At 51.5% G+C, this 15,279-nt stretch carries 6 protein-coding genes and 1 pseudogene; 3 read left to right on the forward strand and 4 right to left on the reverse strand.

Annotated elements, in window-relative coordinates; all coding sequences use genetic code 11:
- Positions 1-58 precede the first annotated feature (58 nt).
- Both B051_RS0116255 and B051_RS0116260 read left to right on the forward strand, forming a co-directional pair.
- Positions 59-1,510 (forward strand): T9SS type A sorting domain-containing protein, encoded by a 1,452-nt coding sequence (locus B051_RS0116255; protein WP_018479280.1) that lies wholly within the window; start codon positions 59-61, stop codon positions 1,508-1,510.
- Positions 1,511-1,809: 299 nt separating this feature from the next.
- Positions 1,810-3,378, forward strand: coding sequence for a serine/threonine protein kinase (locus B051_RS0116260; protein WP_018479281.1), 1,569 nt, complete (start codon positions 1,810-1,812; stop codon positions 3,376-3,378).
- 37 nt (positions 3,379-3,415) lie between these two features.
- Here B051_RS0116260 and B051_RS22890 read toward each other — a convergent pair whose 3' ends face one another.
- From B051_RS22890 to B051_RS23005, 4 genes and pseudogenes are all read right to left on the reverse strand, one after another.
- Positions 3,416-8,914, reverse strand: a complete 5,499-nt coding sequence (locus tag B051_RS22890; RefSeq protein ID WP_018479282.1) for a DUF4082 domain-containing protein — start codon at positions 8,912-8,914, stop codon at positions 3,416-3,418.
- Positions 8,915-9,076: 162 nt separating this feature from the next.
- Positions 9,077-9,418, reverse strand: a complete 342-nt coding sequence (locus B051_RS0116270) for a hypothetical protein (protein ID WP_018479283.1) — start codon at positions 9,416-9,418, stop codon at positions 9,077-9,079.
- A gap of 69 nt (positions 9,419-9,487) precedes the next feature.
- Entirely contained in the window at positions 9,488-10,894 is a 1,407-nt protein-coding gene (locus B051_RS22745; RefSeq protein WP_083919462.1) for an InlB B-repeat-containing protein, read from the reverse strand.
- A 76-nt stretch (positions 10,895-10,970) separates the two neighbouring features.
- A pseudogene (locus B051_RS23005) lies at positions 10,971-12,860 on the reverse strand (InlB B-repeat-containing protein); the annotation flags it as partial.
- A gap of 1,386 nt (positions 12,861-14,246) precedes the next feature.
- On the opposite strand from B051_RS23005, the gene B051_RS22075 reads away from it, so the two are divergent.
- Positions 14,247-15,041 carry a polysaccharide lyase gene (locus B051_RS22075; RefSeq protein ID WP_083919463.1) on the forward strand — a complete coding sequence of 265 codons (795 nt, stop codon included), beginning with the start codon at positions 14,247-14,249 and terminating at the stop codon, positions 15,039-15,041.
- The last annotated feature ends 238 nt before the right edge of the window (positions 15,042-15,279 follow it).

A 15,279-nucleotide genomic window follows, 5' to 3' on the forward strand; every position in this document is an offset into this window, starting at 1 on the left:
TTAAGCTTTTTCAAATTTCATTACCTCATATTTTTGATTTAGACCCAAAGTCCGCGACATGAAAAACACAGCTACCCTTATCTTGATTTTTTGCCTAACTCTTTCTTTTGAACTAGCTGCTCAGTTCACATCTGTCACTGATTTAGAGCCATTAGAGGCCCAGGCTTATGCTACTCGGGAAAAACAGCAGGCTAAGGTTTTTACATATGATGATAAACATTGGTCAATATTAGCAAATACTGATGGCACACATCTCTGGCAATTGGAGGGAACATCTTGGAAGCATGTGTTGAAGCTTGTAACCAGAAACTCTCTGGCAGATTATGTAATAGATGGGAATTTGGTACACATCCTCCTATTCTCTGGTACTTCATCACAGTTCATATCTGTTGAATATGACAAGTCAAACTCTACGTTCAAACACGTTCAGGGAGAAAACGCTGCTGTAGGAATCACTCTCGAAGAAGGAGTCGCGTTAGCCTCTATGGACATGGACAAGACAAGAAGGCTATGGATTGCCTCAAACGGAGCTAGCGGTGATATCAACGTCCGCTGGAGTGATTCGCCTTACAGTAACTGGAGTTCCCCCATTACGATTGCCTCTGGAGTAAGGGGAGATGACATGAGTGCTGTGATATCTATGCCTCAGTCAAGTAGAATAGGTGTTCTCTGGTCAAACCAAAACACAAAAAGGTGGGGGTTCAAGACACATTTGGATGGAAAAAGCCCCTCCGATTGGACCGCCGATGAAGTTCCTGCCTCCAGTTCAGCTTTAGGCATAGGCTCAGGAATGGCTGATGACCATATCAACATGAAGGTTGCAAGTGATGGTACATTGTATTGTGCCATAAAAACTGGTTATAACACGAAGGGATACCCGCTCATAGGCCTTTTGGTGAGACGACCTTCAGGAGAATGGGACAAACTTTACGAAGTATCACAATCAGGCACCTTGCCCATAATCCTCCTAAATGAAAAAATTGGTAAAATACGCATTGTCTATACCTCACAAACCTATGGAGGAGACATTGTATACAAGGAATCTCTTCTCTCTAGTATATCTTTCTGTAAAAAGTATAGCCTAATGAGTGGTTTCTTCAATTATGCAACAACCACCAAAAAAAGCACTGATAATGAAGCAGTTATACTTGCTTCTAATGAAACAAATGTAGTTGGAGTACTCGCGACAGATGACCCTTCCAACACAGACCCCCCCTTAGCATGTACCGGGGACGACGGAGAATCAGAGGACAAGTTATTTATAGCTTATCCCAATCCATTCTCATTCACGACAACTATCAATTTCGTTATCCCCGAAGACGATAATTATTCCTTAACCCTGTATGATAGCAAAGGTGCCCGAATAGCAGTTATCAAGGAAGGGAGCGCCGTGGCGGGTGTTTTGAACACTATCAGCCTGGAGCGCTTTGCTTTTACAAAGGGGCTCTATTTACTGAAATTGCAAACCAACAATAGAGATAGAAGCATCAAGCTAGTGCATGAGCTTTAGAGTAAGTACTACTAACGACTGTTGGAAGTTAATGTAAATGTCGAAGCCAGACTAAGGCTCCTATCTAAACTTTGTTGTATTGGTAACTCGTTTATAATCCAACATTTTAGTTACACCTAATCAAGCTAAAACAGCAACATTAGAGCATGTAACCCATGACAGCCTATAATTAAAACTGCAACTTGTGCTAAAGTTGTGGCCTCTCTTCTATTGCAAATCCCTTCTTGTACCGTAAGCAATTAAGATTCCCCTACCCCTGCCTACTAATTCCCGTATTACCCTTTGAGGAATCCTTATCTATGAGTACACTGAATACAAACCAAATATTTGCTGAACATTACCTGTTGAAGGAGCGGCTGAGTTCAGGAAGTATAGCGGAGGTCTGGAGAGCAGAGGATTGGACGGCAGACGGCACATGGGTCGCGGTCAAAATTTTCACGCCACACATCCGCCTGGATAACCGTACGCTGGAACAGTTGGAGAAGGAACAAGAGGATTTGGCCTCTCTTGACCACCCACACCTGCTGCGACCCATCCGGTTTGGAATCCATACCGACGTACCGTTCCTGGTGATGCCCTTGATGGCGCACGGCTCGTTGAGTGATGAACTGGTCGAAGCGGGTGCCTTCTCAGAACAGCAGGTAGCAGAGGTGCTGGCACATGTGAGCAGTGCGCTTGCATACCTTCACTCCCGTCAGCCTGCTGTGATACACCGCCAGGTGACTCCGGATAACATTCTATTGTCTGAAGATGGGCTATATGTTTTGACCACGCCACAGGTCAGCAGCCCCTTGCACAACAGGTTGCACAAAGCGGCAGGTATAGAACAGCTATCAGCTACCGCCTATGCGGCGCCAGAGTTGTTTGGCAAGCATCCTGTTCACAGTGAATCAAGTGATGTTTTCTCACTCGGGGTTGTACTCTATGAACTCTGTACGGGCCAGTTGCCCTGGTTAGGCAACGGGGGCGTTAGCCTGCTCAAAGGAGCTGAGATACCCTATCTGCCTGGCCCCTACTCGCGCATATTGAGTAACCTGGTCAGAGCCTGCCTGCAACCCGAACCTGAGAAACGGCCCAGCGCCCATGTATTGGAAGAGGAGGCGAATTATTTTCTGCAGTATAGCAAATGGAAATCGTATGGCAACTTCGGGAATGTAACGGCGAAATCCATAGTCTACAAAAGGCGAAAACCTTGGATACCCATCCTGCTGGGCTCTCTGCTAGCCTTGGCGGTGCTGGCGGGGGCGTATTTCTACCTGCTTGGCGGAAAACTTCCAGAAAACATCGTGGCTACTCTAAAGAGCACCTCTCAGAATGCGGGACATTCGGCTGAGGACTCTGCCGCAGAAACAGATGAAAATGTTAGCCTACCTACTGCCTCCCCGTCAAAGCAGACTACTATACCGAAACCGGCTAATTCCTCGCCTGTCCGACAGGAGAAGGACACACAGACCAAAGCGCCTGCTACTAGCCCGAAGGTAGCACCAGCCGTGGTAGAGCAAAAGCCTTCAGCGCAGAGGAAACCTGCCTATACCCGGCCAACCAGCCTGAATGGCTACCTCAACGGCCTACTGAATACCGAGATACCTCTTGAAACGAAAGACCAATGGCGCCCGTCAATCCGACGTTATTTCACAGATAACGCCATCATCCATGTAGACATAGATGACAGCATACTTGGCGTCTTTACAGTGGCTGAGTTTCTGGATATTCTGCTGAGCACTGAGAACGCCGCCTCCGTACGCATTGAGAGCACGATAACCGACGACTCAAAAAAAGTGGAGGAGCTTTACGTCAGCATTATTACGGGGGGCGCCGCTGTTGAGGATACTGTCGAATTGCAACAGCAAATTTTTGAGCCAAAATAATGCCTCTGCCTCAGCTCGCTATACCTGATTCCATAGATTATTTGCTGATGATGAGCGTCTGTCCAAGTGCATGTTTTTCACTTTGCATCCTGACAGTGTAAGCTCCTTTAGGCAGTTCTGGTGAGAACTTTATTTCCTCCTTAAAGTTTCCATCCTCATCTGCCTGCATGATGAAGCCTGCCACTTCGCTGCCTGTGCTGTTATAGAGTGTAATCGAGAATCCCTCCATGCTTTCCAGTCCCTGAACTTCCACTTGTATACCTTCTCCTAAAGAAGGGTTAGGGAATATAAGCAGAGAAGGGTGAGCGCTCTCCTCCACCACCTCATTCACTATCACAGCAGTCTGGACCTGGCTGCTGGAGGCAACGGCTGTGTTGAACACCACATCCACCCAGTAGTTACTGGCTTGGTAATTACTGGTTGGGTAGGCAGGAGTATTGGTATACCTATACACCCCATTGCGACCGCTTTCTCCATTGGCAAGGCCTCGGAGAGGACCATTCACGATGGCTTGGCTGAAGCCATTGTCATTCGCAGAATAATGGCCGGCACTGCTGTGGTACGTTATCACATAGGTGGTGCCGGCCGTGACGGCCACCGGACTGGAGAAGGCCGCCTCTTGCCAGCCTGAGGCCGTCTCGTTCTGGAACACCACCGAGGCCAGCAGCGCCCCGGAGCCGCTGTAGAGCTGGCCGGTGTGGGTGCCTGTGTTGCCGCTCTGCTTGTAGAACCGAACCCCCGTGACAAAACCATTCACCGAGGAGCGGAACTTCATACCTAACTGTATAGCCCGACGGTCATTCTGAAGAGCGCCATTTGGGGCCGCACTCGGCTGGAAGACGGTGCAGGGGCAGCCTGATGTAGCAACGCCCACCGTGACGGTGGCCGCTGCCGAGGAGGCCGACAGGCCGAGGTTGTCAAAGGCCCGGGCCGTGAGTTGGTAGGTGCCGGCGGGCACGTTGGCCCAGCTAAAGGCATAGGGGCTGGTCAGGTCCTCGCCCAGCTTGGCGGTGCCGTTGTAGAACTCCACCCGGGCCACGCTGCCGTCCGTGTCGGAGGCCGTGGCGCCGAGGTTGATGCTCGCTGGGGCCGTGAACGTGGCGTTGTTTGCCGGGGAGGTTAGGCTCACGACTGGCGGCTGGTTAGCGGGTGCGTTCACCGAAACGTTTATTACAGCAGAAGTGGCACTGGCACCAGCATTGTCAGTGGCACGAGCAGTCAAAGCATAGCTCCCGGCTGCCACGCTGTTCCAGGTATAGGTATAGGGACTGGTAGCATCCTCCCCTAGTTTCGTGGTCCCATTGTAGAACTCTACGAGAGCTACACCACTTTCTGTATCTGAGGCATTCACATTGATAGCAATGGTAGCCGGTGCAGTAAAAGCGGCGTTGTTAGCAGGCGATATGATGGTCACCGTTGGAGGCGTATTGACTGCTCCGGTAACAGTAACAGTGACTGCCGCTGAAGTCGTGACAGCCGCGTTATTGTCAATGGCTTTTGCACTCAATTGATAACTGCCCGCTGCTACATTACTCCAGTTATAGGAATAGGGACTGGACAAATCTTCACCTAGTTTTGTGGAGCCATTGTAAAACTCTACTTTCGATACTGTACCGTCTGCGTCTGAGGCATTAGCCGAAATGCTAATGGAGGCTGGAGCCGTGAAGGTAGCATTGTTTGCCGGGGAGGAAATTGCAACTGCTGGAGCTTGGTTGGCTGGCGGATTTACCGTTACACTCACTGCAGCTGAGGTTGTAACTACCCCACTATTATCTGTAGCCCTGGCCGTGAGCTGGTAGGTCCCCGCTGCTACATTACTCCAATTGAAGGTATAGGGACTGGTCAGGTCCTCTCCTAGCTTAGCATCGCCGTTGTAGAATTCTACTTTGGTCACACTGCCATCTGAATCAGAGGCTGTGGCGCTAAGGCTGATGCTAGCAGGGGCCGTGAAGGTGGCGTTGTTAGCCGGCGCAGTCAGACTAACAGCTGGCGGCTGGTTGGCTGTGGTAGTTCCTGTATTAAACACCACATCCACCCAATAGTTACTGGCTTGATAACCGCTGCTAGGGAAGGCGGGGGCACTGGTATACCTATACACTCCGTTCAGACCGCTTTCACCATTGGCAAGGCCTCGGAGCGGACCATTGACAACAGCCTGGCTGAAGCCACCGTCGTCTGCAGAATAGTTGCCGGCGCTGCTGTGGTACGTTATCACATAGGTGGTGCCGCCCGTGACGGCCACGGGACTGGTGAAGGCCGCCTCTTGCCAGCCCGTTGCCGTCTCGTTCTGGAACACCACCGAGGCCAGCAGCGTGCCGGTGCCGCTGTAGAGCTGGCCGGTGTGGGTGCCCGTGTTGCCGCTCTGCTTGTAGAACTTAACTCCCGTAACCAAGCCGTTTACCGACGCCTGAAACTTCATGCCCAGTTGTAGAGCCTGCCCATCGCTCTGAAGAGTCCCGGTTGGGGCGGAAGATGGCTGGAAGACCGTGCAGGGGCAACCTGATGGGGCGCCGCCCACCGTGACGCTGGCCACCGCCGAGGAGGCGGACAGGCCGAGATTGTCGAAGGCCCGGGCCGTGAGCTGGTAGGTGCCGGCGGGCACATTGGCCCAGCTGAAGGCATAGGGGCTGGTCAGGTCCTCGCCCAGCTTGGCGGTGCCGTTGTAGAACTCCACCCGCGCCACGCTGCCGTCCGCGTCGGAGGCCGTGGCGCTGAGGCTGATGCTCGCCGGGGCGGTGAACGTGGCGTTGTTAGCCGGAGATGTGAGCGCAACCGTCGGGGGAACATTGGCAGTACCAGAAACTGTGACATTTACTGCAGCAGATGTAGTAACAGCACCTCCATTGTCCGTTGCTTTGGCAGTGAGTTGGTACGTGCCTGCCGAAACATTATTCCAAGAAAAGGTATAGGGACTGGTCAGGTCTTCCCCTAGTTTCGTGGTGCCTTGAAAGAACTCTACTTTGCTAATGGTTCCATCAGCATCAGCTGCTGAAGCTGACAAGTTAATGGTGGCTGGTGCGGTGAAGGTGGCATTATTAGCTGGGGAGGTGAGCGCCGCCGTTGGAATCTGGTTACCAGGAGAAGTTGACGTATTGAACACGACATCTACCCAATAGTTACTGGAGGAAAAACTGTTCGTAGGGAAAGCGGGTGAGGAGGTATAGCGGTATATGCCATTCGGTCCATCGGTCCCATTTTGAAGACCGGCTAGTGGGCCGTTCAGAATCGCCTGGCTGAAGCCATCATCATTCGCAGAGTAAGTGCCGGCACTGCTGTGGTACGTTATCACATAGGTGGTGCCGGCCGTGACGGCCACCGGACTGGAGAAGGCCGCCTGCTGCCAGCCCGAGGCCGTCTCGTTCTGGAACACCACCGAGGCCAGCAGCGCCCCGGAGCCGCTGTAGAGCTGGCCGGTGTGGGTGCCCGTGTTGCCGCTCTGCTTGTAGAACTTAACCCCCGTCACAAACCCGTTGACTGAGGAGCGGAACTTCATGCCCAGTTGTAGAGCTTGTCCGTCGCTCTGAAGAGTCCCGGTTGGGGCGGAAGATGGCTGAAAGACCGTGCAGGGGCAGTTAACGGTCACGGTTCCGCCAACGGTCACATTGCGTACTGTAGGTAAACCCATATTGCCCGAGTCGTCAAAAGCGCGGCTTCTGATGGTGGCAGTGCCTTGTACCGCAGGCGTCCAGGTATAGCTCCAGTTGGTGGTGCCGTTTGCGAGTCGCCAGGTATTTCCTCCATCCGTTGACACCTCAACCCCTGCTACTATACTGTTATCTGTGGCAGTGCCTGTTACGGTGACTGAGGTTCCAAAGGGTACACTAGCATCTTCTGCAGGGGAGGAAATAGTCGTTACCGGCGCCTGCGCATCTGTAGAGGCTGTCGCAGCTACTAAACCGGCACGAATGCTTCCGGGCTGAACCCCCATATCAGCAAACAGATTGACCGTTGCCTGCTGCAAGGCCACACTTGGCGCAGCGCTACCCCGATCGTGATTGCTGTCCAAACCCCAGGAATACTGGACAGTGCCCGCTCCAAAAACAAGTGCTCCACTACTGTGCCTGTAGAGCGACAGATGGTGGTTATTGCCATCAATTACAGTTCTGGAGAGAATGATTCTGCCGCTGGGGTAGGTTGACCTAAACTGCTCCTGTTCCGCGTTCCATTCGTAGCCGATGGTTCCAAAGGTCATGCTGGCTGTCTGTCCGCTGCCCAAGGATGCAACACTCGTATTCCGCCAGAAGCGAAGCCTGCTGTAGGTACTAGGAACCTGAAGAGCCACCGTGTTTTCCTTCCAGCTGATTTGCCCAGTTAACTCATTTTCGGGGTTGCAACCATCCACTAAGGGATTGCCTGTCCTGTACTCACACCCACTACGCCACAGGCCAGTCCACTCTGGGCTTGGGTCGCACTTACCGCTACAGGTGTTCTCCCCAGAACCCCCTTCTTTGTAGCAAACCAGCGTTCGGTGTGATGTGCCGCTTCCGTCAATGCTGTTTTCCCAGCGTGTTTTCCAGTAAACCTCGTTGCCGCTGAAAAATGCCAAGTGAGTACCGGCATCGCGGGCGGCAGTTACGTGTGCCCGGTGGGTTCCAGACCAATATTCGTCATGGCCTACCGAGAGAAACACCTTATGGTTCTTTATCAGGTTGCCCCTGCGATCGCTGTCTACATTTGTGGTATAGGTAACATCGTAGCCATTGGATTCAAGCCACCTGACCATTGGATATTCTGCATTGAAGAGCCAGTCTTCTTGCGGGCCACCTCCCCCACCGCCATCCCGGGTCAGGAAAGGTCTGTTATAGCTTACCTTCACGGCTTTGCCACCGGCACCTGTATAAAGACTCTTTCCATTGTTGTTGTCCCCGTACACGTTGTAGGCCTGCCAGGTAGCATCAGAGGTTTGGAAAAACAAATCGGATGTGCTGGCATCGTTACGAACAACGAACGTGATATGGCTGGAGCCTCCTGTGTCTGTGCGGGTAAGCTTGGCGATGTAAATGCCAGACACAGCGGTGGCAGGTATAGCCCAACTCGCTGACTCAGCCCAGTTTCCGCAGTCTACCAAACCTGTTGTGGAGTTGGTCAGGCAGTTGGGCTGGCTCTGCGGCAAAGTGGCCGTTACAGTTCCCGTACCTTGAAGACGAGCGCCGTTTCCTCCATAATACCCGATGCGATAGACTCTGATGGTATAGGCCCGTGCACTTGTCTTGATTTTGAAGCGCGCTGTAGTGCCTACGTTGTAGCTCATGTCCGTCGCGAAGCCCTGGATGGATAGGTCACCTGCCCCGCTTATTTGCCACTCAGAGGAAGGGTTACCCGCCTTGGCATTTTCTACTACAATGGGATTCTGTGCCGCCACAGGCATCAGGCTCGTGGCCCATAGCAACAGAAGCAGCCAGAATGACTTTACAGGTATACGCTGCGATGAAAAACAGCTCCCAGAAAACTTCTTGATGCCTGCTGCAGGTATGACTTCATCCTGATTCGGTTTCTGAGCCAAATCACTGCTTCCAGGGTTGGATTTCTTTTTCATGTGGATTCTATGTGTTTCTTATGGCACGCGCATTTGTCATTCACTTTTTCTGTTCCCCAAGCCTGAGCAGGCGCCCGGGCATCACCGTGATTCATATACCAGCTACACTGCCTCAGACAAGGCAGTGCAGCTGGTATCCCCCCGTATGGTTTGCAGAATTGGCTATTTTCTTTTCTTCAGTATGAAGGGCTTTCCGCGTACCTTTCTTTTGTTGTCCATGAGGTATACCACCAGGCCCCGTATGTCATGGGAGAATTCCACATCATGGTAAGCTCCATCTCCTGCAAAGCTGTGCTCCTCCTCTCCTATCTGTACAATGAAGGGTCCGGAGGCTGGCTCCGCTCTATCTGTCTTTATCCTGAGCTTCTTAACCTTATCGGGCAAGGTGACATGCTCGGGCACCTTGTCCGTTGGGTAGGCAGTGTTGCCTATCATCACACTGAAGCCTTGTGAGAAAGACAGTAAAGGGAGGATACTGAATAGGGCTACTAAGAGAAGTTTCATGGTGTATTTTTTGCGTTTTTAAATAGAATTCTCATTACATATGCTGTGCCTTGTTGATGACTGATAGCGTCAGCGTTCTAATATCAACCGGACTGTGTTTACGCTGGAACCTGCCTGCAGCCTGACCAGGTATAGCCCTCTAGGAAGCTTCGTGCCGTCCACTTCTACTGTATTGCGTTCCCCAGCTTTGGACCGACCTTGTTTCAGCAAGGCCACCAAAGTTCCTTTGGCATCATACAGACTCACCGTATAGTCGCTATCCTCTTCCAGGCTAAAGTTTATTGTCGCCTTATCGGAGAATGGATTTGGATAAACCGTCAGCTTCTCCGGCTCCGGGCTCACGTCTTGCAGTGTGCTCACGGAAGTCGCCGCTAGGCTACTTCCAGAGGTTATGGTGAAGGAGATGGTCATAGGTGTGCCGGGGGTGCCGGTGGCCTTAGCGCCCGAATAGGGGGTGGCCTTGAGGGTGTAGGTGCCGGTGGCCGGCGGGTTCCAGTTGCCGAAGAAGTAGTTGCCCGAGCCGTCGTCGCCGTGCAGGGCGTAGGGAGGGGCGTTGTCGGCGTAGGTCTTGCTCATGGCCCCCGTCAGCTCGAACTTGACGCTGCCCACCGTGGCCGGCGAGGTGGTGGCCCGGATGTTGAGCTTGGGGCTGGCCAGCGCCGAGAGGTTGATGGTGGCCCCGTCCGCCAGGGGCTGCAGGTCCTGCTCGGTGGTCGCGCTCACCAGCACGAAGCCCGTCACCTGTGCCCCCCCTGTGGAGACGGCCGTGAAGGTGGCCGTCACGGCCTTGTTGCCATCCATGGTGACGGTAGTGGAGTTGGCCGTGCCGCTGGCCGCGCCGCTCCAGCCGGCGAACTGATAGCCCGCCGCCGGAGAGGCCGTCAGGCTGACGGTACTGCCAGCCGCGTAGGTGCTCTGGTCAGGGCTCTTGGCCACCGTGCCGCTGCCAACTGTCGAAACAGTCAAGGTATAGCCGGTCGTTGTGATGGCCTCGAAGGTAGCGGTCACAGATTTGTTACCGGTCATCATCACCGTCAAGGGGTTTTGCGTGCCGCTGGCGTCGCCACGCCAGCCCACGAAACGGAATCCACTGGCTGGCGTGGCCGAAAGTGTGACGGAACTGCCGCTGGCGTAAGTGGCTTGATTCGGATTCTTGATAACCGTACCACTGCCTACCGTATTGACTGTTAAGGTATAGCCACTGGCTGGGATAGCCTGAAACGTAGCCGTTATGGACTTATTGGCTGTCATGGTCACTGACAATGGGTTTGCCGTGCCAGAGGCGTCACCCGACCAACCCACGAACTGGTATCCTGCTGCCGGCGAGGCTGTCAATGAGACGGTGCTGCCGCTGGTGTAAGATGTTTGGTTCGGGCTTTTGACTACTGTGCCGTTGCCGGAGGTATTCACGTTCAGGGTATACTGAGTCGGTGTCGGAGTTGTGCCCTCCTGCACAATCGTGAAGGAGATGGTCATGGGCNTCCTGCTCGGTGGTCGCGCTCACCAGCACGAAGCCCGTCACCTGTGCCCCCCCTGTGGAGACGGCCGTGAAGGTGGCCGTCACGGCCTTGTTGCCGTCCATGGCCACCGTGGTGGGGTTGGCTGTGCCGCTGGCCGCGCCGCTCCAGCCGGCGAACTGATAGCCCGCCGCCGGGGAGGCCGTCAGCGTGACGGTACTGCCGGCTGAGTAGGTGCTCTGGTTGGGGCTCTTGGCCACCGTGCCGCTGCCAACCGTGCTCACGGCCAGGGTGTACTGAGCCGGCGGCGTGGTCACGGCCGTGAAGGTGGCTGTCACGGCCTTATTGCCGTCCATGGTGACGGTAGTGGAGTTGGCCGTACCGCTGACCGCGCCGCTCCAGCCGGCAAACTCATAGCCCGCCGCCGGCGATGCCGTCAGCGTGACGGTACTACCAGCCGCATAGGTGCTCTGGTTGGGGCTCTTGGCCACCGTGCCGCTGCCAACTGTCGTGACTGCTAGAGTGTACTGAACAGCTGTTGCCTCAACCGTGGTGAAGCTCCAAGTGGTAGACCAATTGCTACTTCCTGCTCCGTTCGTAGCACGTGCTCTCCAGTAATAAACTGTGTTATTTGTTAATCCGCTCACTTGCACCGAAGTGTTTGCTATACCGCTCTTATCATACACAGTTGAGGCAAAGCCTGATGAAGTTGCCACCTGCACTTGATAGGTTTCGGCACCGGATGAGGAGTTCCAACTTAGCGTCGGATTAAGTGCTATGCCAGTAGCAGCATTGGCTGGACTCGCGAGAATGGGGGCTGCAGGAACTGTAGGCTGTGGTGTTGTCGTGTTATCACTAGCTATGACTCCCGCCACAATGCCGGCAGTTGCGTCCGTAAAGAGCACTACACCATCTGGCCTGAAATTTTGCTTACTGCTAACAGGATCTCGGTAGGCATTACCTGGCATTAATGTTAGCTTTGGGCCAAATGAAATCTGAGACATTGGAGACTCATTATATAATATGTCACCACCGTATGTTTTTGAAGCATAAATTACCCTTAGCTTACCAGCTTGTTCATTCAGGGTAACGATTGGTGTAGTTCCTGTATTAGAGACATTGTAAACGTCATCCCAACTTCCACTAGGTCTACGGACAAGCAAGGTTATCAATGGATAGCCTGAGTCATTGTATCCGGTTTTAGTGGCGCAGTACAAGGTTCCATCACTGGCGACTTTCATGTTCATGTGGTCATCAGCCATACCCGCACCAATGCTTAGAGCGGACTGGGAAGCAGGCACTTCGTCATCAGACCAACTAGAAGGGGACGCGCCATCCGTATGCGTTTTGAACCCCCATCTTTTCGTGACTTGATTAGACCATAATACCCCTATTTTGCCTGGTAAGGCAATAACAGCAGCAGCATCGTCGGTCCTTACACCAGTAGCTAATATCACAGGGGAACTCCAACTGGCATACGGAGAGTCACTCCACTGAGCCAAAACGCTGGTACCCCTAACATATGCCATCCACATTCGCCCTGTACCATCCATGTCAATGGTGGCAGTCTGTACTTCACCGTCAAAAAGAAAATTCACTGTTGAAGTTCTTTGTGGCCAAATTTTAAATGTAGCCGAGGCTGCCACGTATTCAAGGGATACTAAATGTGAAGTCTTGTTCTGGAAAATCAAGACATGCAAGACATTGCCCACTACCTTGCAATCAGCCCTGCCACGCCTAGTAGCTAACATCAGTACATGCGTCCAAGACTTTCCATCCAGTCGCCAGAGGTGCGTGCCTGTAGAGTTGGCAAAGACTGCCCAATGCTTGCCGTCATGGAAAAACGATTTGGATTGGGACTTATCCTGGGTCCCTGCACCAACATCAACAGGACTGGGGTTAAGGCTGGTTATGGAGGTAAACTGGGCTGCTGCCAGGAATGAGATGAAGAAGGTGAATACCACCAGGAGTGTAAATTTTTTCATAAGTAGAATGATAAATCTATAATTTGTTGAGGTATTGATTCAGTAGTAAACCACCGTTTAAGTCTGGCAAGTGTATTCATGATTGTTTAAAGTACTTGCCATTTTATCAAACTATATATAAGCGGATAGGTACATAAAAGTTTTTTTATTTGTACTATACTTAGTAAAATGTATTATATTTCTAGTGAAGGGACAATTGATATCTAATGTATAGCATGCTACACTGGCTCCTCAGTAAAATATCTTACACTTTAAATAGAAGCGGCTGCAGCTAAATTTACCCCCTCTACCCAAAAATCTAGTCTCTATACCTTCAAAATGGCAGGTATAGAGACTAGATTTTGAATCCTTAGCAATTCATTTAGCTCTTTACTTTAATCAAGTGATTTGGATATCTTACCTGAATTAGGTGTCTAATAAAACTATCATTCCATCTTAAGCTATACTAGCCCGAGTTGGAGGGATTGTGTGTCTCACTTATACTTTGAAGACATAGTTAGGAACAGTGGGACTTATGTTGTATACCTAGATAGCTATTTGCTGCAGGCTGCCTAATAGGCAGTTAGTAAGAGAAGCAGGCACTAAAGAATACATTTGAAAGCTTTACATTCGGCCCAACTGTTGGGACATAATAATTACAATCCCCTTTTTGTAGCACGGCATCCATTAATATATGCATATGCTGATGTCTAAAAAACATTCTATAGAAGTAGTTTGCCATCATCATGTTTGGTACCCTATCTAGTTAAGTCGACTATATTTGATTTATCATAACATAGAATGTAAACATGTTATACAGTTTCAACTATAAGCTTCACTTGCATTCTCTCTGCCATGCATTTTATTATACTATTGTCTAGGCTCCTGCTTTAGAATGCGTTCTTCAAATCTTAAATTAATTTATCCAAGGCTGAGAGTGAGGCATAAAGATTCTGTAAGCTTAACTCGATTTAAAAAAATACAAGTTATAATTCAATAATCTAAGAAGGTGGAACGGCACCTAGACTCATAAGGTTTTGATAAAATTTAGCATTTTTTTGAACTAATCTAATTATAACTAAGGAATTATTGATAAATAGGCTATTTGAGTGCTATTGGGTTTTTATTTTTGAGATGAACTCGCTTACATTTGCAAGAGACATATAAGTAAAATGTGCAATTGTACAGAGCTTATTACTTCGAGAGTTAGTTAGTATTAAATGTTGAGCCTTAAAGAGAAATGGAGGATGTATGATAACACTTTTAGGAGAGTGCACTAAGTAAAAGTTATGTTTTTAAATGCGGGATTGCCAATGTAACGCTACCGCCTTAGAAACAACCAAAAATGTATCTTAAACTAAATTAGTACAACATTAAAAAACAATTTTTCAACTTTAGCCAAACAAGATGAACCTTAGACTTCGTTATATTTTAACGCCCATGCTGGTGGGCGCAGTAGCATTCTCATGCGATAAGAAAGACCTAGAGGAGATTAACCCGGGGATGGGTTCGGCGGCCACGCAGCTGGCCACCTCGGCCAGCCTGCTCTACCAGGAGACCTTCGAGGGGGGCGACCCCTTCTCCACGGCCCACGGCATCGAGGTGGGGGCCTCCCACTCGCTGACCTTCGTCTCCAAGCCGGGCGACTCGGGCAAGGCGGCCCGCTTCGAGCTGCGCCAGGACGACCCGGACGTGAAGGGCAGCCGCCGGGCGGAGGTGACCATCGTCAAGGACAACGTGCAGAAGGAGATGTGGTACGCCTTCCAGGCCTACTTCCCGGCCAAGGACTACATCGACGAGGTGGACGACGAGGTGATCAACCAGTGGTACCAGAGCGGGCTGGGCACGCCCTCGGCCATGCTGCGCACCAAGGCCGGCCGCTTCCAGCTGGTGGTGGGCAACGACTCCGACAACCGCGACAAGATCGACCTGGCCCCGGTGGCCAAGGACCGCTGGCACAGCATCGTGGTGCACATGGTGCACTCGAGCGGCTCGGACGGCCTGACGGAGATGTGGATCAACGGCAAGCAGGTGGTCTCGCGCAAGGGGGGCAACATGTACTCGGGCGACCTGCCCAAGTGGAAGCTGGGCGTCTACAAGGACGACTGGGCCAGCGAGAAGACCACCACCGACAAGCGCGTGCTCTTCTACGACAACATCCGCGTGGGCAAGGCCGGCGCCACACTGGCTGACATCATGTGAGTCTGAGAAATGGATAGATATACCCAGTACAACGACTTCGAACCATAGTAGCTTATAAATTATAAAACTATGGAGAGCTGATGTTTGGTGTTGTATACTGATACTCAGATGATATTTGGTACCATTATCCAAGAAAGTCGCGGCTAGTAAAGCAAGTATAAAAGGAATTTAACATAGCCTGTATGATAGAATATGTGCGGCATGGCAGTTAAATTTGATTTCATCTAAGAGATTTTTC

Origin of the sequence: Pontibacter roseus DSM 17521, from assembly GCF_000373265.1 — a bacterium.
Taxonomy (GTDB): Bacteria; Bacteroidota; Bacteroidia; order Cytophagales; family Hymenobacteraceae; genus Pontibacter; species Pontibacter roseus.

What these genes read in the sequence shown, in the direction of transcription:
- B051_RS0116255 (WP_018479280.1), top strand. Translation starts at nt 59, where the DNA reads ATGAAAAACACAGCTACCCTTATCTTGATTTTTTGCCTAACTCTTTCT.
- B051_RS0116260 (WP_018479281.1), top strand. Translation starts at nt 1,810, where the DNA reads ATGAGTACACTGAATACAAACCAAATATTTGCTGAACATTACCTGTTG.
- B051_RS22890 (WP_018479282.1), bottom strand. Translation starts at nt 8,914, where the DNA reads ATGAAAAAGAAATCCAACCCTGGAAGCAGTGATTTGGCTCAGAAACCG.
- B051_RS0116270 (WP_018479283.1), bottom strand. Translation starts at nt 9,418, where the DNA reads ATGAAACTTCTCTTAGTAGCCCTATTCAGTATCCTCCCTTTACTGTCT.
- B051_RS22745 (WP_083919462.1), bottom strand. Translation starts at nt 10,894, where the DNA reads ATGACCATCTCCTTCACGATTGTGCAGGAGGGCACAACTCCGACACCG.
- B051_RS22075 (WP_083919463.1), top strand. Translation starts at nt 14,247, where the DNA reads ATGAACCTTAGACTTCGTTATATTTTAACGCCCATGCTGGTGGGCGCA.